Raw genomic sequence first — 20,255 nt, 5'->3', positions numbered from 1 at the left:
TGTCCGCGCACCATCTACGCGGAGCTCTCGCCGACGCTCTCGCTGGCGCCACCGGCACCGGCCGCGTCGTCGCCCTCGGGGCGGGCGTCGGGCGCGGCTTCGGCGATCGTGCTCCCGACGAGGGTTGCCGCCTCTATGGCTGAGGCAGTGTCGCCCCGGCGGACAAGCTGGACAGTCCGTAGCAGCGCGTCAAAGTCGTCGTGGAAGTGCTCCGCCTCCTCGATCGCCGCTGCTGCCTCAGGGCTGTCGGCCAGGCCGATGAACCGGCCGGTGACGGCCCGAGCGACGTCGTCGGTGGCGTCGTAGAAGATGGCGTTCAAGCCGGAGCCTCGTGGACCGGACAGGTACGCGGGCGCGAATCGCTCGGCGCCGAGAACGGCGTCGGTGTCGGCGGCCTTGAGCACGTCGACGAGCTGCTCGCCGCGCTCGAGGCGGGGGAGCACGTTGAACTGCCACGCCTGGGCGGTGATGATGGCCGCAGCCGGGTCGTTCCGATTGAAGGGCGGGCGGTGCTCAAGGGCCTTCGTGAAGACCTCCGTGGTGACCTTCCGGGAGGCGGATTCGAGAACCTCGTCCATGGTGAGATCGAATGCCGCCTTTGCCTGTTCGGCCAGGCGGGCGCGTGCCTGACGGTTGCCGGCCTCGGACAGCATCGGGTCGTTGACGTACGATGCGGCGGCGTTGTTGCGGGCCTGGGCGGCCGCGAGAACCTGGCGCATGAGGGTGTGGAGCTGACGGGGCATGGTGGTGGTCCTTCGTTCAACGCCGCCGAGAACGTCGAGCTGCCGCGGGCGTCCCGGCCGCGCGTGCGGCCCTGGGAGGCCGACGAGCTCGGCCAGTTCCTTGACCACGTGCAGGGCGACCGGCTCGGCCCGCTGTTCGAGGTGGCCGCGTACACCGGGCTCCGCCGCGGCGAGCTGGTGGGCCTGCGCTGGGATGACATCGACCTCGTGCGCGGCGTCATCATCGTGCGCCAGCAGGTCGTCGAGATCGACGGGTCTGGCGTGGTGTGCCCGTTCTGCGGCGGCGAGCACCGTGCGTACCGGTTCGGCCCGCCCAAGACCGCCAGCGGCGAGGCGCGGCGCGTCGACCTCGACCACGGCACCGTCGGCGTGCTGCTCGGCCAGCAACTCGCGCAGCAAGGCGAGCGGGACGCCTGGGCCGACGCCTACAGCGACCACGGCCTGGTCTTCGCGCGCGAGGACGGCTCGCCGATCCCACCGAGCGACGTGACCGCGGCGTTCTACCGCCTCACGGACGCCGCCGGGCTGCGCCGGGTGCGGCTGCACGACCTCCGGCACGGCCAGGCGTCGCTCATGCTCGCGGCCGGCGTGCCGATCGCGGTCGTCTCGAAGCGGCTCGGGCACTCGTCGATCTCGATCACGAGCGACACCTACAGCCACCTCCTCGAGGGCGTGGGGCAACAGGCGGCCGAGGCAGCCGCCGGCCTGGTCCCGCGCACGAAGAAGGCCCCCGAAAGTACTTCGGAGGCCGAAGGCAACCAATCTGCAACCACGAGGCCGAATCCGAACCTCGCGAAGCTGCCGAGCCGGGCGGCTCGTGCAGGTCAACGTGGTGGGGCAGGTGGGGCTCGAACCCACGACCAGCGGATTATGAGGGCGTACGTTAAGCCGTTGTCCGAGATACGCCACCAGCCATGATGCGATTGGTGATTCCGCAGACTTGCAGGTGAGAGGCCAGAACTGCCCACCGTTTGAGCACTAGCGGCCACCGCTGGCGCACCGCCAAACTAGCGCCGGTGGGTAGCACGGGGGTGGCATGGCACTGCCCGATCAGCGATTCGCCGGCTCCCCTGCGCGCGCTGGCCGCTGGTCGGACGGTGGGCGTACGGTGGCAGCAGCCAGCACGCCGCAACCGGGCAGTACCCGCAGCGGCCCACGACCCGAGGTCGCAGCTGTCGCACTTCAGATTCACCGCGCAACGCGCAATTCATCCGCTTGGTCAGAGACCGGCGTCGTCGAGAAAGAGCCCCGACGAATCCAGCCACTTCTACCGAACGGAGAAATCCATGAACGCCACGCTCACCCCGCCCGACCTCCGCGAGCTTCGCGACGAACTGTTCGCTTTCGGCGGCGACACCGCAAAGGGATACTCGACCGAGGCCGACGTCCTCGTCAATCAGACCGCCGACGGAATCTCCCTTGAGCAGATCTGGGACGAAGCCTCTGCCGCCATGTCGATGTGGAACAAGCAACGGTCGTCGCTCGCGTCGCTGATCTCCTATTCCACAACCGATCCCGCCTCGGCTATCCCACAGACAATCGGCGGCGACAAATTCGAACTGGCAAGCGAATTTGGAGAACCAGAGGGTCTCCGCGCGGAGCCCAATGCCCTCATTCTCGGGAACACTTTTGCTGATCACGATCTTGCTAGCCGCTTTTCGTGGAAATTCTTGAGGTCAGCAACCGCATCGCAGGTGCGATCCGTGGTCGATAGGGCGTTCGAAGCTGACAATCGACTTGTCTCCGGAACTATTCTTCGTCGCCTTTTCGACCCGACCCAAGAGGTCAACGAATACGGCAGTAACTGTTTTGGACTCTACAACGGCGACGGCACTGTTCCTCCTTCATTCTCGGGCCAAAACTTCAACGGCACCGACTCGCATTACCTTGTCTCTTCGAATACCGATGTCGATCCGATGGACATCGTCGACGCCGTCAACAAGGTACGCGACAAGGGCTTCGGCACTACACCAAATGCTCGGCTGGTCGTGCTCGCACACCCGCATGAAGCCGATCAGATGCGGGAGTGGCGCGCAGGCGGCGAGTACAACGGCATCGTCTCGCGCTGGGATTTCGTTCCGTCCTCCAATAGTCCCGCCTACCTGGCTGCCCAGAACGTGGTAGGAGAAGTCGCACCAGGTGAGTTCCACGGCGTCGAGTGCATCGGCAGCTACGGACCCACATGGATCCTGCCCTCCTACTGGGTGCCGCAGGGGTATTTGGCGGTAATCGCGAGTGGTGGACCTGGCAGTTCCGTGAATCCGATTGCATTCCGCGAGCATCAGAATCCTGCGTACCGCGGTCTGCGAATGATTCCCGGAAATGGTCCGTACCCCCTTCAGGATAGCTATTTCCAGCGCTCATTCGGCGTGGGCACGCGCTATCGCGGGGCTGCTTGCGTGATCCAAGTCAAGGCAAGCGGAAACTACGATATTCCGGAGTGGGAATGGTCGTAATGTCAGGCGGGCCGCTCGCTGGCGATCACCAGCACGACCTCCCCGAACTGGAGCCTGGAGAGTTCAGCTGGGGACCGGGTCTGACGCCTCCCAAACTCGCGGATGCTCCACCTTCGCAGGGAGGGATGTATCGCGGTAAGACTCCCCGCGCCGAGGAACTCGAAGGTCTGCGTGCCCTCACTGACGAGCTGGCCGAGCGGCGACCGCGCCGCGACCGACTGCAGGGCGGTCAGAGATGAGCCGCCGAGTGCAGCGCCGTGATCGGTTCGGCCGGTTCGCGGGAGCGGGGTCGAAGGTCGCCAGTTCCACGAAGGCGGCAACGGCGAACGCGGGCAAGAAGGCGACCGGCGCGGTGAGCAACGCCTATGTGAAGGGCAGCTTCGAGAAGCACCTGACCGTAGGCCAGGGCGGCGACTACAAGGGCGTGAAGATCGGGGCCGAGTTCCGATCGCCCGCCGGTCGTGGAGTCCTGGTCAAGGGCATCGTCGGCGTTCACGGGCGACCTGATCGCCGGGTGGACGTCACGCCCTCGCTGGACAAGGCGCAGCGCAAGCTCACGGTCACCGCGCGGGCGAACCCTGCACGTCGCAGCGCGGCAGCAGGCACGAAGGTGCGGCGATGATCGCCGGCGATCCGAACCAAATCGGACGCACAGCGTTGACGCGGCAGCCGGTAGCCCGTGGGGCCACCCACCCCGCGCAGGCAGCCACTGCGAGGGGCAGGGGCCAGCGATAGCGGGTTGAGCCGCCACGCGGCAGCCTGCCACCCTACAACTACACAGCGAGCCGGAGCAGTGCCCCGGCGACAGACTCGGTGAGTTCCCCGCTCACCGACGGCACTGTCGACTTGTCCAGTGCCGCGCGCCGTCGACTTGTCCGGCGCGGTGCGGAATGAGGACCAGGCTCGGCCCTCTCCGCAACGGAAGCCCGCCATCTCCTTGGACCGGAGATGGCGGGCTTCTCGTCTGTTCGGCTGGAGGCGCGAAGCTCAGACCTGTTCGAAGATGAGTTTCATCGGGCCGCTGCCCGAATAGCTCCAGCTCAGCTCCCAGCCGTCCCACTTTGTGGTCTGGGTCCCATCGATCGGTCGGGTCTGCTTCACCTTTGAGCTCACACTCGATGGAGCGCCAGTCTCCTTGAGAATGCAATTGAAGGCATCCTCAGCGCCCTGGCTGCGTGAGTAGAGATTGAAGTCGATCGACTTCTTGTCCTCCGACAGCGTGGGGAAGCTGTCACTGTTCTTGCATTTCGCGGCGACCGCTTCCGCTGACGCGCGGTCAGCTCCGCCGCCACACCCCGCCAGGATCGTCGCTCCCACCGCCACGCCGACTCCGGCCAGCTTCCATCCGCGCATCTGCGCCTCCTTCTGGATCGGGCAGGTCATGCCCGACATGCCGGACATTCCGGCTGGAGTCGAATACTAAACCGTTTGGCCGTGGACCGATTGGCTCTGGTCCGTCTGGCCGCAACCCGATGTAGTGGATGCTGCCATGAGTCCAGCTACCGAACCGACGCCGCCCACGCCCGCCGTGGTGGAGTTCGGTCGACGGCTACGCGCCCGCCGCGAGGAGCTGGGACTGTCGCAAGAAGCTGCCGCCGCGAAGGCTGGCGTGCACTGGAGCTACTACGCCCGCGCCGAACGCGGGCAGCGCAGCAGCCGGATTGACTCCATCCTCAAGCTCGCACACGGCCTCGACACCACACCTGGCGCGCTGATGGACGGACTACCGCTCATTTCGGAGTAGCGGACGAGGGTTGTCAGTTGACTTCTCGATCGCGACCAGCCCTACCCGTGCACGACGCGAGAGCGTCCACGGGGCCGCTGGACGGCAGGAAGCCGCCTATTAGCGTGGGCGAAATTCAGTTAGCGAGTGTTCTCGCGGGCCACATCGCCGTAAGTCCTTGCAATGGAGTGGATTACAGCGCGCTGCACCCCTGGCGGTAGCGGCTGCCGTGTGTATAGTGGCAACTACGCCAAACCGGCCCGTACGGGTCAGACCCGGCGTAACGCAAAGCGCATCCTCGCGAAAGCGAGCCGTGGGACTGCCGACGGGTGGATGCAGTGACGAGTATCGATCACCGAGCACTGATCTATGAGCAGTAGCAGCGCCAGCAAGGGCCGACCGAAACAGTAGACCGCGCCCAGGTTCCCCATCTGTTGATGGATTCCTGACGTGCTGCGCATCTCAGGAATCCTTACTTCAAGGAAGGTTCCTGACGATGAGTCAGCTCACCCAATCGCGGGTAACCCGCGACCCCGCGCAGTCCGTCGCGCCACCGCGTTCTCAGCGACGCGTGATCAATCGCGACGAGCTGTCCAACATCCCGACACGGAAGGGCATCCCTGGCGTCCTGGATTTCCTCGACGAGCTCGGCGTCCGCGGCATCTCTCCAACTCGCATCAAGAATGGCAGCCAAGATGGCGAGCTGCGTCGGTTCGTCATTTCCGGCCACCTCTGGTACGCCGACAGGGATATCTGGGACTTCCTGGAGTCCTTGGCATCTGGCGGTCAGGAGGCCCAGCGATGAGCGCCCCCGTTCCTGATCCGTCTGATTGGTGGCACACGGTCCCGGCCCTGTTTGACCGCGAGTATGACGATCCCGCCCTGCGTGCCATGTCTCGCGCGGCGTGCGACCGGTACGTGACCGTGATGGACGCAGGCGAGGGGCCTCACAAGAACAAGCGCACCAGGTTCTCGGACGGCGCGGCTAGCTACCTGGCGCGGGTGCGAATGGCAAGGGACGAACTACGTCTCGCGCCGTCCATGCAGAGCATGGGCATGCCGTGGAACTTCTTCCACACGAACACCGGTAGGCGACCGATGAGCCTACGAGCGAAGTATCGCCCCACGGAGCAGCAGATACGGACCAAGACGCACAAGGATGCGCTGGCGCGCGACGAGGGCGCGAAGTTCGCCCACGACCTGGAGACCTATCCGCTTGCGGTAGAGGCCGCCGAGCAAGGCGGCTCGGCGATCAAGACGGTGGTCCTCGCCGGAGGTCACGAGGGCAACTACGAGTTCTTGGTCGTCCCCGGATGTTGGACCGGCTACAGGCTCGCGCAGTACGTCGCCAAGCACCTCATCGTCCGGGAATGCGCCTTCTGTCATGTCACGCAGTGCAACTCGCGCGGGCTGGACGACTTCCTGCTCGTCGACTCCGGCGGGACCATGTATGTGCTCCCAGGCTGCGAGGGCTGCCGGTCGTCCATCTCCAAGGAGGTGGAGCGCCTCGTAGAGGAGGGCATCCCGGTTCGCGTGGACTGGATCGCCGGCCGATCCGACGGATATCTTGCGTCCGTCGGCTACCCCGATCAGAGGTTCTGGTGATGACCGCCGAAGCGCTGGTGAGCGCGGCCGTGCTTGGCCTCTCCGGATGGACGTTGGGCCAGATCGCTGGCGCTGTGGTGGTAACCGTGCGGCGGGCCAGCGTCTCGCTGGTCGGACGTAGCGGTGCGGCTGGCGGTAACGGGGCCACCGTGGGCGCGTCAACGGCTGGCGTCGGCCTGGAGGCCGCGTGCGTCTGCTCGAAACGAACGGACGACCCCGAGAACGCTGTCCTCGAGGCCGTCCCGACCGGGTGTTCTGTTCCGTCAGGAGAGCGAAGCTCGTCCCTCGGTCAGCTGAGCTGACCATCCATATCGGTTGTAGGGCAACCGATATCACAACCCAAAAGGCTGTACATGAAGCATACAACCAACTCCGATCTGGACAGTATTCCATTGCCGTCGTACAGATTTGGCGACAGCTCTGTCGATCTCTACGACGTACTTCGAGCACTCGGTCACGCGGACGACGCCGTGGTCAGTGTGTGCACCCAGGATCCAGACGACAAGACGGCCTTTCGGGGACGGACGGTCCGCGTCGAGCACCTGGGACAAGGGTGGTCGTCGCCCGACGATGTCAACGTGTGGTTCTCACCGAACCCGCTGACCCTGGAGCCGGGCGTCTCGCGCAAGGGTGGCGAGGCAGACGTAGCGCGTGGCATCGCGCTGTACGTGGACCTGGACGTGGTCACCCCCGACGTGAAGGACAAGGGACTGGCGTCGCTGTCGGAGTGTGAGCAGGTGGTCGAGAAGCTGACCGCTGTGCTGGGATGCGCGCCTGTCGTGGTGATCGAGAGCGGGCACGGACTCCAACCAATCTGGAGAGTGCGTGATGCGCCGCTCATCACCGACGGTGCGGTGGCCTGGAAGACGATCAGCGCGCGATGGGCGGCTCTGGTGCGGCAGGTTGCCGCCGAGATCAACCCCAAAGGGCACGTGGACTCGATCTTCAACATCGACCGCGTGCTGCGGTGCCCCGGATCAACCAACTGGAAAGTCCCTGATGAGCCGGTGCCTGCGCGAGGCTACGTGAACGCGGACGCCGGATGGCTGGACGTCGCCGAGCTCACTTCCGTCCTGCCGGAGGCACCCGTGGCGTCGCCAGTCCACCAGAAGGGCAGTCCGTCCGAGGGGCAGGCAGTTCTCGATGGGTTCCGTAGTGGCGCGATGAGCACTGCGGTCGCCGGGAAGGTCCGCGAGGTGGAGGCGGCGATCGAGGACGGCGCAGACCGCCACTCGACCATGAACTCCGCGACGCTCGGCCTGGTCCGGCTCGGCGCGAAGGGCGAACCCGGCGTGCGCACCGCGCTGATCACCGTGGAGGCGCTGTTTGAGGCGGTGAGCGACTCCGCAGGGCACGACCCGGACGAGTTCCAAAGGTCGCTCACGGGCGCGCTGAGAGTCGTCGCCGGCGATCCTGACTACGTCGCGCTGGACTTCTACACGGGCGGCGCGTTCGAGCCGGGCGGAATCTGGGGGCCGGGTTCGGGCTGGATCGCCAACGAGGACGGCACCCGGTCCAGGGGCATGGTCGCCGAAGTCGCCTCCGACGAAGACTCGGTTGGCGTCTCCGCTGTGCTGGAGCGGTTCCCTCTTGTTGGGGCTGCCGAGATGGCGCGCCCCATCCCGCCGATCGAGTGGCTGATCCGCGGCGCATGGCCTCGGAATTCGTTCGGCCCCATCGCTGGAGCGAAGAAGACGCTCAAGTCGTACAACGCGATCGCGTTCGCTCTGGCGGTCGCGAGCGGTGCGCCGTTGCTCGATCAGTTTGAGGTCGTCACCCCGGGGCCGGTTCTCTACCTGAACGGCGAGGGCGGACGGAACCTGTTTCATCGGCGCACCCAGGCCATCGCGAAGAGGTACGGCGTGCCGCTCCCGGAGCTGCCGCTGTACGCGGTGCATGTGTCGGCCCCGCTGGACAGTCCGGACTTCCTTGGCGCGGTGCGGCACTACCTGGACGAAGTGCAGCCCGAGCTCGTGATTCTGGACCCGCTGTACGCCTACCACCCGAAGGGCGTGGATGCCGCGAATGTCTACGAGCGCGGCCCGATGCTGGCCGAGTTCCGGGAACAGACCGTTGGCGATGAAGCCGCGCTGCTCGTGGCGGATCACTTCAACAAGGGCGCGAAGGAGCTCGACCTGGACAGCATCGGCTATGCGGGGATGTCCGCGTGGGCCGACAGCTGGTGGGTGCAGCGGCACGCTCGCAACGGCCCGAATCTGGAGACGGGCGAATACCCGCTGGAGGTGCAGTTCGGCTCCCGACAGTGGGGCGGCAGGCAGTGGAACGTGAACTGGCGACTTCCTCCGCTTGATCAGATGGACCGCGCGGAGGAAGGCGAAGCTGTCGATCTTGCGGTGGACTGGTCGGTGTCGCGGATGACGTCCGTTGCGTCCAGCCCCGAGGCAGCGCAGGCGTCGTTGACGATGCAGATCTACAACCTGGTCAAGGCACAGCCGGGGCAGCTCACCAAGACCGCCGTGAAGGCGAGCAAGGACGTGAAGGGCCGCGGTGAGGCCCGCGCCGCAGAGGTCGATCGGATGCTCGACGCCGGGATGCTCCGGATGGAGCGAAAGAAGCTCTGGGCGATGCCTATCACCTTCGGCGTGGGTGACGAACCGTGAGGCGGCGTGCAGGGGCCAGCGGCTTGCGGGGCGGGGCCGTTTTGGGGCCGTTTTGGTTTCTCGGCCCCGTTGGGGCCGTTCGGGGCCGATCCATCTGGCTTGACGGCATGTTTGTGCAGGTAGCGGCTTGTTTTCGGATCGGCCCCGGAAAGGCCCGGAAAGGCCCCAGCCCACCAGTGAGGCACCGGGGCGGGCCGTGGGGGCCAAAAAGGCCCCACGGCCCCGGCCTAAAGGGGCCGCTTTTGGGGCCGTTTTGCCCGCAGCCCGCGCAGAGACGGCCTGGAGGCATTCGACAGCAACAGAATCCAGCTTGAAAGGACAAGAGGATGAGCCAGCACATCGACGGCATGGAAGGCCGATGGGTACCCGATCCCGACGATCCCGAGTTCGAGGTCTGGGAGGAGCTCGGCCCGAGGACGTCGCCCGAGGCAGCAGCCGAGTGGGACGCGATGCTCGCGAAGAACGACGCCGCTCGCTGTGTGGCGCATAAGAAGTCGGGCGAGCGATGCAGGAGGTTAGCTATCCAAGGGGCGACGGTGTGCCGTGCTCATGGCGGCGCGTCTGGGCATGTGCGCCGTGCTGCCCGCGTCCGCCTGGAGATGGCCGCAGATCGCGTGGCTAAGGAGCTGTTAAAGCTAGCCGTCAGTGACAACGCTCCAGACAACGTGAAGCTGGCCGCGATCAAGGACGCGCTCGACCGAGCAGGCCTCAGCGCCAAGACCGCGGTCGAGGTCGAGGTGGGTCCCAGCAAGGCGTTCGAGGACGTCCTGGGAGCTGTCCTGTCTGGTGGCAGCCGCGCAGCGTCCCGCGCAGAGCGTGGCGTGCCCGACGCCGAGGACCCGAATACCGACTGGCTGGAAGGTGAGATCGTCGACGCGCAGACCACCGACCTGGACGACGAGGCACCCACGCCACGTCTGCGACCCCGCGAGGAGCCGGCGAACCCGACAGCACGCGACACGGGACTGATGGACATGGAGACCGCCCTCGCGCAGCTCCGCGCCACCACGCCGCCGCCCGCGCCCACAGGCACACGGCGGGGCCGCACCAAGTAGCAATCCCGGCGGCCTGGCTACCCCGTGGGCGGCATGGCGGGGCAGTTGGGCCCACGGGTGTGGGGTGTGTGGCGTCAGCGCTTGCAACGATGCTGAGCGGTACTCGAATCACTCGACAGCGCAGCAGTATTCACCACATCATCGAACGTATGTACGAGGTAAGGTGGGGTGCAAGGGGCGCGGCCCAGCCCGCACCCCTCGGACGCCGCAGGCGAGGAGGCAACGGATGAGAGTCATCGGGTACGTGCGAGTGAGCACGGACAGGCAAGGCGAGAGCGGCCTCGGCCTCGAAGCGCAACGCGATTCGCTCGCACAGTGGTGCGCGGCTCGCGGCCACGAACTACTCACCGTCACGACGGACGTGGTCAGCGGCGCAAAGAACGACGCGATGTTCGGGCGCGAGGTCGCCGTGGCAGCCGTGGAATCGGGAGTGGCGCAAGGACTCCTCGTTCGCGCTCTGGACCGCGTCACCCGCGACCAGCTGGACGCCGCGCAGATCATGAAGCGAGCCAACGACTACGGCTGGCGATTGTTGGACTGCGAGGGCGCAGACAGCGGCGACCCGAGTCAGCGTCTTGTTGCGGACGTCCGCCTGGCGGTGGCGGCAGAGGAACGACGCAAGATCGGCACCCGCACCCGCGAGGCCCTGGACCAGAAGCGCAGCAAGGGCGACCCCGGCCTCATCAGCGTTTCGGCTCAGCGGCGCATCCAGGTGCTCGCAGCGCAGGGGCTCGGCGCTAAGGCGATCGCCAGCACGCTCACCAACGAGGGAATCCCCACCGCCAAGGGCGGCACCGAATGGAGCTACAGCTCGGTCAGACGCGCCCTGGCCCGCATCAACGGAAAGGCAGCCTGATCATGGCGTGGATCACCAAGTACGAGACGAACGAGCGTCGTCGCGGGAAGCCGGTCGCGACCTACCGCGTCACGTTCAAGGACTTGGTCCGCGACGAGAACGGCCTCCCGATTCCGGTAGACCCGGCGAAGCCGAACGGACGCAAGAAGACGACCAACCGGCAGGAGACGTTCCCGACGCGAGAGCTGGCCGAGGCGCGCCGCGACGAGCTCAATAGCGCCAAGCACAGTGGCACCGTCTCCCAGCTCGCAGATCAGCGGGTAGCGGGAACCCTGCCGATGGGCCACTACGCGGCAGAATTCTTCAAGTCGCAGCAGGGCACCGTGAAGCCAGGCAGCATCAAGGAGGGCGAGGCGATCTATCGGCGGTACCTGGCGGAACCGTTCGGGCAGAAGGCCACCGCGACGATCACGGCTGCCGACGTACGGCACTTTCGCGCCGCGATGCTGTCGCCGCGTCCGGCCCGCAACCCCGACACGCGATCCGGGAACCCGACGCCGAAGCTGAACGCCGACGGTACCCCGCAGATGGTGACGCTGAGCCGGTCCACGGTGAAGAAGGCGTACGACATCCTCCGTCGCATCCTCGATCTGGCGGTGATTGACGGAGCATTGAAGGCGAACCCGGTGCACTCGGTGCCGTTGCCGCGTCACGCTGGCACCGCGCAGATCGCCACAGGCGACGACGCCAAGCCGCGTGACTTCAAGGCGCTGCCGCTCACCTCCGCGCAGATCGCAGCGGTGGCCGACTACATGACCACGGTGCAGCTCCAGCCGGTGTACGCGCTGGCGGTGACGTTCAGCGCCTACACGGGACTCCGGGCCGGCGAATTGCGTGGGCTGGAGATTGGCGACGTCACGTTGCCGCGCCAGAAGGGCGCGATGGGGATGGTCTCGGTCAGCCGGACGAAGACCCGCCAAGGAGGGGAGTGGGTGACCGGCACGCCCAAGTCGGTTAGGTCCACCCGCGTGGTCCCGCTGGACGGCTGGCTGGCCGACGACCTGCGCACCTACCTCGCGGGGCACCCGCGACGGTTGGACCCGTCCGCGCCGCTGTTCCCCGGCCGGATGACGCGCGCGGAGGCCAAGCTGGCAGGCGTGCAGCTCGGCGACCCGACGCCCATAGACGACGACACCCCCGAAGTGGCCGCGCAGCGAGCCGAGATCCGCGCAGCCGAGATCGCCGCTACCTACAAGTGGACGGAGCCGATCAACACCGACAACGTCTCCAATCGGTACTACGCGCCTGCCCTGGCTGCCCTCGACCTACCGCCCGCCCGCTGGCATGACCTGCGGCATTCGTTCGCGGTGCTGAGCTTGTCGGCGGGGGAGCACTACATGCAGGTCAGCAAGATGCTAGGCCACGCATCATTCGTTACTACACTTACCGTCTACGCCGACTACATCTCCGAGGCCGAAGGCGGCAAGCAAGCGCCCCTTACTCGTCCTCTGGCGGCTCCGGCTCCGAATCTGCAGTTGATCCAAAAGGTTGTCGCTATGCGCGGGGGACGATAGGTAGCGGCGCCAGGTCTAGCTCCACGGCTGGGTGAGTGGTGCTTCTGAGAGCGGACTCGGCCGCTGCTTGAAAGTAGGCGCGAGCTTCGTTTACCTGCCGCAGGAGGTGCTCGAGGGAGGGTGCGAGTGCGTCGCGCTCGTCACCGAGCCTCGCTCTGTCGCCGTCAGACTCTCCCTCGTAACGTCGCCTCTCACGGTGGATGAAATTCATACGATGGACAGCCAGCACAAGCTCTTCGTCATTCGCAGCGACTCGTAGCGCTCGTGCGAGTTCAGCCAGATCGTGCTCGCCGATTATCGAGAGCTTGGCTGCCGCGTGCTCGCATCGCTGAGTCAGGTCAGCGACCCTAGAAAACGACGCAACTGAGTTTGCGTCAATTTCGTGAGAGGATGCGATCCGCCGATACTCATCCTCGGCCCCGATCGCCGACTCCGCGACGTCGGTGGCAATTTCTAGGATTCGATCACGCTTCCACGTCCGAAAGTCGCGAACGCGGTCTTCTTTGCCACGCTCATCCGCTTGTCTGGCAGCCTCGACCCGATCGTCTGTCGCGCGCTTCTCGGCGGCTGTGCGGTCCTCATTCGCTCGGCGTTCCGCGTCCGACCGGTCGTCATTGGCCCGCTCATTAGCCGCGTCGATTGCGTCACGATTGGTCCTGTTGTTGATCACGACACCGATAACGGCAGCAACCGCAACTAGCAGGGATCCCAGTACGGGCAGCCACGGCAACCACCATGACGCGCTATTGAGCACTTCCACTTTCAAGGGCTCGGTCATCTACGGCTGTACCTTCCCGGTCGAAAACCAGTCGACGAGCGTGACGGCAAGCGCGATCGCCGACTCGGCTTCCTGCTGCGTGACTTCCGGTACGCCGACCGAGGACGGGCCGCCGTGTCGGTCGTGCTGGCCGACCCAGAGCAACCGCATCATTGAAACGAGCACGTCGTGTGACGGTGCGCGGGTGTCTTCCCGTAGATGGGGAAGGGTCCAAGTTCCATTCGCGATTGATCCGATAGCTTTACCGAGATGCCCGGTTTGATCGTTTGGAGACACCACCGGCATGACCGCGTCCTCGACGGCTTTGACTGCGAGGCTGTATCCGTTGGATGGATTGGGGCTTAGGCCGTAGATCGCTTCCCACGCCTTGGCGAGGCGGCGACCCGCGTCCCCATATTGAAATGCTCGTTCGGCGGCGTCGGCTACTCCTTCGGGAACGCGACGCACAAGGCCGGTGGAGCCCCTGCGCAGTCCAACTCTCCAAGCGCTACCGCTTTGCGTGAGCATCTGGTCTAGCTCCAACTCAGGGATGTAGCCGCCATCGACTTGACTGATCGACAGAAGGAAATCAACGAGTTTCCAGGTGTCGAGTGAAGATTCGCCAAAGGCGGTCCTGAGTGCGTAGACGCCGTTGTCGAGCACGTATCCGTCGTAGTTGATGGTCGTTCTGAGAGCCCGCTCGCAGGCCCGCGCGGATTCTCGATTGAATTGGCCGCCGTAGGTGGACATCTCGGTCTTGATCCACGACCACAGAGATGGGCTCAGCCACTCGGGAACGTCTTCGCGGAGTGCAGAGTACCCGGCTTCGTCGTCAGCATCCAGGCCGAACGGTAGCCAAGTTCCAGCCGCTTCTTCGCTCATGGACCGATCGTCTCACGCGCTACCGGCGAGACCTACCCAAACCCGCGCGCCTTGGGTAGCACGGGGGTAGCACGGGCGGCGCGACCAGTAATCGACGCTGGGTGAAACAGGCCGCTACCTGCGGCGATGTGGTGGGGCAGGCGGGGCTCGAACCCGCGACCAGCGGATTATGAGTCCGCGGCTCTAACCGACTGAGCTACTGCCCCGTGCAGGCCTGGTGTCGTGCGAGTGCTTACGCCGATATCGCTCCTGACCAGCGCGAAAACCCTAACACTGGGCCGCGCGGACGTGGGTGTCACCCCAGAGCAATTGCAATTGCAATCAATATGCGTGAAGCTTGTTGCGATTGTTGCGCATGTGGTTCTATGCCATTAGATGGGCGGATGGTTCTGACGCTGTTCAGGGCCTCCGACGATGCTTCAAGCCAGCGAGCACCCCGAGGAGTCCGCCATGACCAGACGTACCTGGTCCATCCGACTGACCATCGCCGCCCTCATCGCGGCCCTGGCTACCACCGGTCTGACCGCGATCGCGCGCGCCGACACCACGATCGGCCCTACGGGGATGACGGTCACGCCCGCCAGCGCCGGCGGGCAGGTCTCCGACTGGCGAGCCGGCAACGTCGTGAAGCTGTGGAGCAACGGGGCCGTGTCGATCCCCGTCACCACGGCGAACGGCGGCGGCAAACTGGAAGTCCGTGCGCGCGGAGAGATCTGTCGCGGGGCGCCGGTGATGGCGGTCAAGCGCGGGGGCGCGACTCTCGCCACGATCACCCTGGCGTCGGGGTGGAACACGTACGCGGTCGGGCTGGGCGCGCAGGTCGGGGCCAGCCCGGTGACCATCGAGTTCGTCAACGACTACCGGTGGTGGTTCTGCGACCGGAACCTCTACGTCGCCGATGTGACGGTGCGGGACGGCGCGGTGACGCCGACGCCGACCCCCACGCCGACCCCGACGACGACCGTCGTGCCGACCACGACCGTCACCCCGACGACAGGCGTGCCGACGACCACCGTGGTGCCGACGACGACGGTCGTGCCCACCACCACGCCGACCACCACGCCGCCGACCACCACGCCGTCGACAACGCCGCCGACGACACCCACGACGACCCTGCCGCCGACGGGCTGTCCGGTCAATCAGTTCCAGGCGCGGTACTTCAACAACACGACCGCCACGGGGACGCCGGTCGCGGTGCAGTGCGAGAACGCCCCCGGAGGGCTGTTCACCGGCCAGCCGCTCGCCGGCGTCAACGCCGACAACTTCTCGGTCGACTACAACGGCGTCATCGAGTTCCCTCAGACCACGACTTACGTCGTCTCCGCGAACGTCGGCGGTGTCAGTGCTCGGATCTGGCTCGACGACGCGGTGGTCTTCGAGAACCCGACGCCGCGATGGGGGACCACCAACTCCCTGCGGTCGGTCTCCGCCGGGCAGCATCGCGTCCGGGTGAGCTTCGCCCACACGACGGGGATCGCGCAGTTCGGCGTCGCCTTCCCGCGCGCTACGCCGAGCGCACCGTCGAACAACGGGAACTACTTCGCCGCCGACTCGTTCTGGAACCAACCGGTGCCGCCGAACGCCGCGGTCGATCCCCGGAGCGCCGGATGGATCTCGAGGGTGGACGCCGGCAACGACCGGCTCTCGATCAACAGCCGGGAATGGACGACGACGGTCTACAACGCCCCGCCCGGCACGCCGACCGCCGAGATCCTCCTGGTCAACAGCAAGCGCCGGCTGACGATCCCGTATCTGCCCTCCTACCGCCCGACACAGGACGCGGATGCGCACCTGGCCGTGATCGACGACGCCACCGGTTGCCTCTACGAGTTCCAGAGCTTCAATCCGCAGGCGCTCTCGGCGAACGCATCGGCGAGCTACCGCGTGTACACCGGCTCCGGGGGACACGTCGCCGGGGCCGGTCATGCGGGCGGCGAGTTCTCCTACCTCGCGGGCATGATCACTCCTCAGGACGTCGCGGCCGGCGTCATCGACCACGCCCTGCGCTACGCCCTGCCTCTCGGTGCTCCCAACTACGCGTACCCGGGCACCAGGACGGACGGCACGGTCGCGACCGGCATCCCGCAGGGAACGAGGATGCAGTTGGACCCGAGCCTCGATCTGTCCCGGTTCGGCCTCACCCCGTTCCAGCTCATGGTGGCCCGTGCTCTGCAGGTGTACGGCGGATTCAACGCCGATCACGCGGACGTGTTCACGCTGTACGCGCGCAGCACGCTCGACGGGACGACCTACGCGCAGCCGGTCCAATCGTTGCCGGACGCCCTGATCCGGCACATCCGGTTCTTGGCGCCCGCGATCTCCTCGCCCCAGATCTATCTCGACCGGGCCGACGATCCGGGGTGTCAGCAGCAACGCTGATGGACTCGCCGGCGCGTCCTGCCCCGATTCCTCCCGCGACGCGAGAACGGCGCCTAACCTGTGGGCCAGGTCACTTTCGGATCGGACATAAGGGGGATCGCGTGCTCGATCACTACGACGTGCGTACCGGCGAGTTCAATCTGGGGATCCGGCCGCCGGCGGGGCGCCGGGCGGGCCTCGGCCTGTGGCGCCTGGTCAAGGCGGTGCTCACGTCCGCCGCGGAACTGGACGTGTACGTCTGTGCGGCGCGACACGGCGCGCACCCCGAGCGGTGGGCGCCGTCCTGACCCGGGTGCACACCGTACTGGTCACCCCGCGAAGGCCCGTCTAGTCTCGGTCCATGGCCGACGACCCCCGCCCGGTGCCCGACGACGATGCCGCCGCAGAACCCGGTAGGAGTCGGAAACTGCTGGCCAAGGGCGCGCGGGTCGCCCATCGCGCGAATCGGAGCCCGGCCGCCGCCGGGCTCGTGCGTGCGGCGCGGGAGAACCTGCCGGGTGGGCCGAAGAAGGATCTGTTCCACCCCGACGCCGAGTCGACCGAGCGGCTCGCGAGCCTGCTGGACCGCATCGTCGGCGACGAACCGACGGTGACGCGCGAACTCGGCAACCTCGCGACCGCGACCTGGCAGGCGGTGATCAGCCGCCGGGACCGCGACTACCTGCCGCCCCAGCCCATCACCATCCTGTTCACCGACCTCGTCGCCTTCTCCAGCTGGGCGCTCGAGCGCACCGACGACGAGATCGTCCGTCTGCTGCACGCCGTCAACCGCACCACCGCCGACCTCGTCGCGCGACACGGCGGCGTGGTGGTCAAGACGATGGGCGACGGTGCCCTCGTCGCCTTCGACGGTGACACCGCCATCGAGGCGGCGTTCGAGATCGTCGAGGCGGTGGGTGCCATCGACGTGGCCGAGGGGTACCGGCCGACGTTGCGAGCGGGCCTGCACACCGGCACGCCGCGCCGGGTCAAGGGCGACCTGATCGGCGTCGACGTCAATGTCGCCGCGCGGGTGGCGGAGGCGGCGAACGGGGGAGAGGTCCTGGCCTCGGAAACCGTGTTCAGCATTGCCGACAAGGCCCGCTACCAGGTGCGACCGCGCCGATTCAAAGCGAAGGGCGCCCCGCAGAAGCTACAGGTCTTCTCTGTGCGCCCGCTGTATTGAACCTCCGGGTTCTCCCTGAATTCCACCCCTCGGTCGGCTCGGGCTGTAACGAACCGTGTCCCGCTCCGTATAGAGCGTGTGACTTGAGTCCTAGAGTCCAGCGGCGGCCTGCGCGCCCCGTCTCCGTTTCCAAGGATGGGAATCACATGAACACGAAGAAGATCGGAGCCGCGTCCTTCGCGGTCGTGGCCGCCGCAGGCCTCCTCGCCGGTTGTGGCAAGTCGACCGAGGGCGACAGCCCCGTCGCCTTCTCGCCCGTGACGGGCGACCAGTTCACCGCCAACCCGGGCGCCTTCCAGACCGACGGCATCGCGGTGCCGCCGCAGGGCGTCACGATGGTCGGCAACGCGGTCGCCGCGCAGGCCGTCGCCAACTCGGGTCTGCCGCAGGGCACGATCACGTCGACGTCGAACAACACCACCGTCTACTACCCGCCGGCCCCGGCCATCCCGGGCGTGCGCGTCGCACCGCAGCCGGCGCCGCCCGCGCCGATGGTGCGCCCCGCCAACTACAAGCCCTGGTCGTACACCCCGCAGCAGATCGAGGTCTTCCAGCAGATCTGCGAGACGGGCTCCTACAAGCAGACGTCCACCTACCCGGGCGGCCGCGTCAGCACCGAGACCCAGACTCAGACCTGCTACACCCTCTACGGCCGTCAGCTCGGCGTGAAGCCGTGGACGCCGGGCCAGCCCAAGCCGTGGCAGCGCCCCGACTACCCGAAGCCGTGGTTCTCGGCCGAGTTCAAGGTCGACGTTCCGGTGTTCTGGGTGTACCCCAAGAGCTGGACCCAGCCGAAGCCGCAGCCGATCATCTCGGTCTCGATCGGTCTCAACCTGGGCAACAACCCGTACCGCCGCGTGAACCCCGCGTACGACCAGCCGTACTACCCCGTCTGGGCGGTCACCCCCGGTCGCGTGATCGACGTTCGTGACCAGGCCCGCGTCGTGGCCCCGATCTACACCACGACCACCTCCAGCACGACCACGACGACCACCACCACCACGGCGCCCGTCTTCCCGGGCACGGTCCTCGCCGCGCTGCCGACCTCCGCGAAGGTGACCCCGGTGACCGCGCTGCCCGGCGCGAAGGTGGCGGGCAACGTCAACCTCGATGCGAACGTGACCGTTCCGACCGCGTCGGCGCTCAAGGGCGCGACCATCCAGGCCGGCACCACCGCGTCGCTGAACGATGCGATCGGTACCTCGGTCGAGGCGACCGTCGCCAAGCCCAGCGCCGACAACGGCAACCGCGTGACCGTCGACGGCAAGGCGGACGCCACCGTCACCGGTGGTGCGGACGCGAAGGTCACCGGCGGCGCCGATGCCACCGTGACCGGTGGCTCGGGCGCGACGGTCAGCGGTGGTGCAGGTGCGACGGTGACCGGCGGTGCCGGTGCGGCCACCACGACCACCACCAAGCCCGCCCAGCGTCCGACCGCCCCGGCGCAGGAGACGACGCAGCCGACGCGCACGCAGACGCAGGAGCCGACGCAGACGCAGACGCAGGAGCCCACGCAGGAGCCGACGCAGACGCAGCCGACGCAGGCTCAGCCGACCACCACGACCCCTGCCGCCACCGCGACCCCGCAGGCGGCCACCCGGACGAAGACGCAGGGGGCCACCAAGCCGGCCACCACCTGCACCCCGGCCCAGGTCGAGGCGGGTACCTGCACGACCGGTTCGTAGTCGGTCACTGAACCACGTTCCTCGGGGAGGTCCCCGGTGCGCATCCGCGCTCCGCGGGCCTCCCCGAGGCCGTTGGGTGACGCGCCCCCGGAGCACGTCCGGCGTGCTGCCGCCGTAAGGCCCTGACCAGGCGATTGGCCTCTCCGGTCGCCCATGCGCTAGAGTCTCTTCTCGGTCAAGTTCAATCCCCCATAGCTCAATTGGCAGAGCATTCGACTGTTAATCGAAGGGTTACTGGTTCGAGTCCAGTTGGGGGAGCAGGTAATTGCAGATGAGGCGGGGTCTTCGGACCCCGCCTCTTGTCGTTTCAGTCGCCTACGGCGCCAATACGGCGTGAAAACTCCGACAGAGCCTCGGTGTGGTCGGGCACGATCTTGTTGCGCTCGACATAGTGAGGCCGTGTGACCTCGGTCCCCGCGTGCCCCGCCTGGCGGGCCGCTGCTTCGAGGCCCAGGTGCCGCTCCACGGCGGTAACCACCGTCTTGCGCACTTGTGTGCGGCACGACCCATTCGAGGTCGTCTCCGCGCGCTGCGCGCCAGTTACGGTGCACGTTGCTCTCACCTTGTGGTGTCCCCACCGCGCTCGGGAACACCAAGTCCCACGGGAGGCCGCGTTCGCGCTGCCTCCGCCGGGACGGTTGTCATGCCTCTGATCATGCTCGCGTGGACAGCCCCGCTCACAAGGACGGTTGTCATGTCCCCGCTTGATGTCGTGACACCGCCCGTTAGTGGTGCTAGCGTCCGGGTATTCACGTTGTCGAGTCAGGGATGCACTGTGGAAGAGTTCGAGTCAGATCCGAAACTTCGAGTCGTG

The 20,255-nt window shown here is 66.7% G+C and carries 18 protein-coding genes and 2 tRNA genes; 15 read left to right on the top strand and 5 right to left on the bottom strand.

Features of this window, described 5'->3' with window-relative positions:
- Window positions 1–14: 14 nt before the first annotated feature.
- Window positions 15–743 carry a hypothetical protein gene (locus BLQ62_RS24180; protein ID WP_068568813.1) on the bottom strand — a complete coding sequence of 243 codons (729 nt, stop codon included), beginning with the start codon at window positions 741–743 and terminating at the stop codon, window positions 15–17.
- On the opposite strand from BLQ62_RS24180, the gene BLQ62_RS15420 reads away from it, so the two are divergent.
- From BLQ62_RS15420 to BLQ62_RS15410, 3 genes are all read left to right on the top strand, one after another.
- Window positions 726–1,661, top strand: a complete 936-nt coding sequence (locus BLQ62_RS15420) for a site-specific integrase (RefSeq protein WP_231857754.1) — start codon at window positions 726–728, stop codon at window positions 1,659–1,661. The two genes, BLQ62_RS24180 and BLQ62_RS15420, sit on opposite strands and share 18 nt — an antisense overlap.
- 368 nt (window positions 1,662–2,029) lie before the next feature.
- A complete protein-coding gene (locus tag BLQ62_RS15415; protein WP_082756944.1) occupies window positions 2,030–3,199 on the top strand; it encodes a hypothetical protein in 1,170 nt (389 codons plus the stop codon).
- A 235-nt stretch (window positions 3,200–3,434) separates the two neighbouring features.
- A complete protein-coding gene (locus tag BLQ62_RS15410; protein ID WP_068568812.1) occupies window positions 3,435–3,821 on the top strand; it encodes a hypothetical protein in 387 nt (128 codons plus the stop codon).
- 365 nt (window positions 3,822–4,186) lie between these two features.
- Here BLQ62_RS15410 and BLQ62_RS15405 read toward each other — a convergent pair whose 3' ends face one another.
- Window positions 4,187–4,591 carry a hypothetical protein gene (locus BLQ62_RS15405; RefSeq protein WP_139184220.1) on the bottom strand — a complete coding sequence of 135 codons (405 nt, stop codon included), beginning with the start codon at window positions 4,589–4,591 and terminating at the stop codon, window positions 4,187–4,189.
- Between the two features lie 97 nt (window positions 4,592–4,688).
- On the opposite strand from BLQ62_RS15405, the gene BLQ62_RS15400 reads away from it, so the two are divergent.
- From BLQ62_RS15400 to BLQ62_RS15370, 7 genes are all read left to right on the top strand, one after another.
- The gene (locus BLQ62_RS15400) at window positions 4,689–4,943 is read left to right on the top strand and encodes a helix-turn-helix domain-containing protein (RefSeq protein ID WP_068568809.1); all 255 of its coding nucleotides are present in this window, start codon (window positions 4,689–4,691) and stop codon (window positions 4,941–4,943) included.
- A 475-nt stretch (window positions 4,944–5,418) separates the two neighbouring features.
- Window positions 5,419–5,727, top strand: a complete 309-nt coding sequence (locus tag BLQ62_RS15395; protein WP_139184219.1) for a hypothetical protein — start codon at window positions 5,419–5,421, stop codon at window positions 5,725–5,727.
- A 122-nt stretch (window positions 5,728–5,849) separates the two neighbouring features.
- Window positions 5,850–6,527, top strand: a complete 678-nt coding sequence (locus BLQ62_RS15390; RefSeq protein ID WP_139184218.1) for a hypothetical protein — start codon at window positions 5,850–5,852, stop codon at window positions 6,525–6,527.
- 353 nt (window positions 6,528–6,880) lie between these two features.
- Entirely contained in the window at window positions 6,881–9,148 is a 2,268-nt protein-coding gene (locus tag BLQ62_RS15385) for an AAA family ATPase (protein ID WP_082756943.1), read from the top strand.
- A gap of 326 nt (window positions 9,149–9,474) precedes the next feature.
- Window positions 9,475–10,203, top strand: coding sequence for a hypothetical protein (locus BLQ62_RS23415; RefSeq protein WP_139184217.1), 729 nt, complete (start codon window positions 9,475–9,477; stop codon window positions 10,201–10,203).
- A 226-nt stretch (window positions 10,204–10,429) separates the two neighbouring features.
- Window positions 10,430–11,059: a recombinase family protein gene (locus tag BLQ62_RS15375; protein ID WP_068568798.1), complete on the top strand. Its 630-nt coding sequence runs from the start codon at window positions 10,430–10,432 to the stop codon at window positions 11,057–11,059.
- A gap of 2 nt (window positions 11,060–11,061) precedes the next feature.
- Window positions 11,062–12,573 carry a tyrosine-type recombinase/integrase gene (locus BLQ62_RS15370; protein ID WP_068568796.1) on the top strand — a complete coding sequence of 504 codons (1,512 nt, stop codon included), beginning with the start codon at window positions 11,062–11,064 and terminating at the stop codon, window positions 12,571–12,573.
- On the opposite strand, the gene BLQ62_RS23410 is transcribed toward BLQ62_RS15370, so the two are convergent.
- The 3 genes from BLQ62_RS23410 to BLQ62_RS15360 all read right to left on the bottom strand — a co-directional run bounded on the left by BLQ62_RS23410 (window position 12,554) and on the right by BLQ62_RS15360 (window position 14,418).
- Window positions 12,554–13,351, bottom strand: a complete 798-nt coding sequence (locus BLQ62_RS23410) for a hypothetical protein (protein WP_139184216.1) — start codon at window positions 13,349–13,351, stop codon at window positions 12,554–12,556. The two genes, BLQ62_RS15370 and BLQ62_RS23410, sit on opposite strands and share 20 nt — an antisense overlap.
- Complete coding sequence (locus tag BLQ62_RS23405; RefSeq protein WP_139184215.1) at window positions 13,352–14,212, bottom strand: hypothetical protein; 861 nt, start codon at window positions 14,210–14,212, stop codon at window positions 13,352–13,354.
- A 129-nt stretch (window positions 14,213–14,341) separates the two neighbouring features.
- Window positions 14,342–14,418 (bottom strand) — tRNA-Ile (locus BLQ62_RS15360).
- A gap of 244 nt (window positions 14,419–14,662) precedes the next feature.
- Between BLQ62_RS15360 and BLQ62_RS15355 the strand changes: the two genes are divergently transcribed.
- The 5 genes from BLQ62_RS15355 (at window position 14,663) to BLQ62_RS15335 (ending at window position 19,699) form a co-directional block, all read left to right on the top strand.
- Window positions 14,663–16,591 (top strand): carbohydrate-binding domain-containing protein, encoded by a 1,929-nt coding sequence (locus tag BLQ62_RS15355; protein WP_068568792.1) that lies wholly within the window; start codon window positions 14,663–14,665, stop codon window positions 16,589–16,591.
- Between the two features lie 101 nt (window positions 16,592–16,692).
- The gene (locus BLQ62_RS15350; RefSeq protein ID WP_068530019.1) at window positions 16,693–16,878 is read left to right on the top strand and encodes a hypothetical protein; all 186 of its coding nucleotides are present in this window, start codon (window positions 16,693–16,695) and stop codon (window positions 16,876–16,878) included.
- Window positions 16,879–16,931: 53 nt separating this feature from the next.
- Window positions 16,932–17,756, top strand: coding sequence for an adenylate/guanylate cyclase domain-containing protein (locus BLQ62_RS15345; protein ID WP_068568790.1), 825 nt, complete (start codon window positions 16,932–16,934; stop codon window positions 17,754–17,756).
- A 146-nt stretch (window positions 17,757–17,902) separates the two neighbouring features.
- Window positions 17,903–19,441 (top strand): hypothetical protein, encoded by a 1,539-nt coding sequence (locus BLQ62_RS15340; protein ID WP_068530026.1) that lies wholly within the window; start codon window positions 17,903–17,905, stop codon window positions 19,439–19,441.
- A 185-nt stretch (window positions 19,442–19,626) separates the two neighbouring features.
- Window positions 19,627–19,699, top strand: a tRNA-Asn gene (locus BLQ62_RS15335).
- The last annotated feature ends 556 nt before the right edge of the window (window positions 19,700–20,255 follow it).

The organism is Tsukamurella pulmonis (assembly GCF_900103175.1).
GTDB lineage: Bacteria > Actinomycetota > Actinomycetes > Mycobacteriales > Mycobacteriaceae > Tsukamurella > Tsukamurella pulmonis.
Note: the sequence above shows the minus strand (reverse complement) of the source record. Positions and strands in the feature narration are given on the sequence as shown.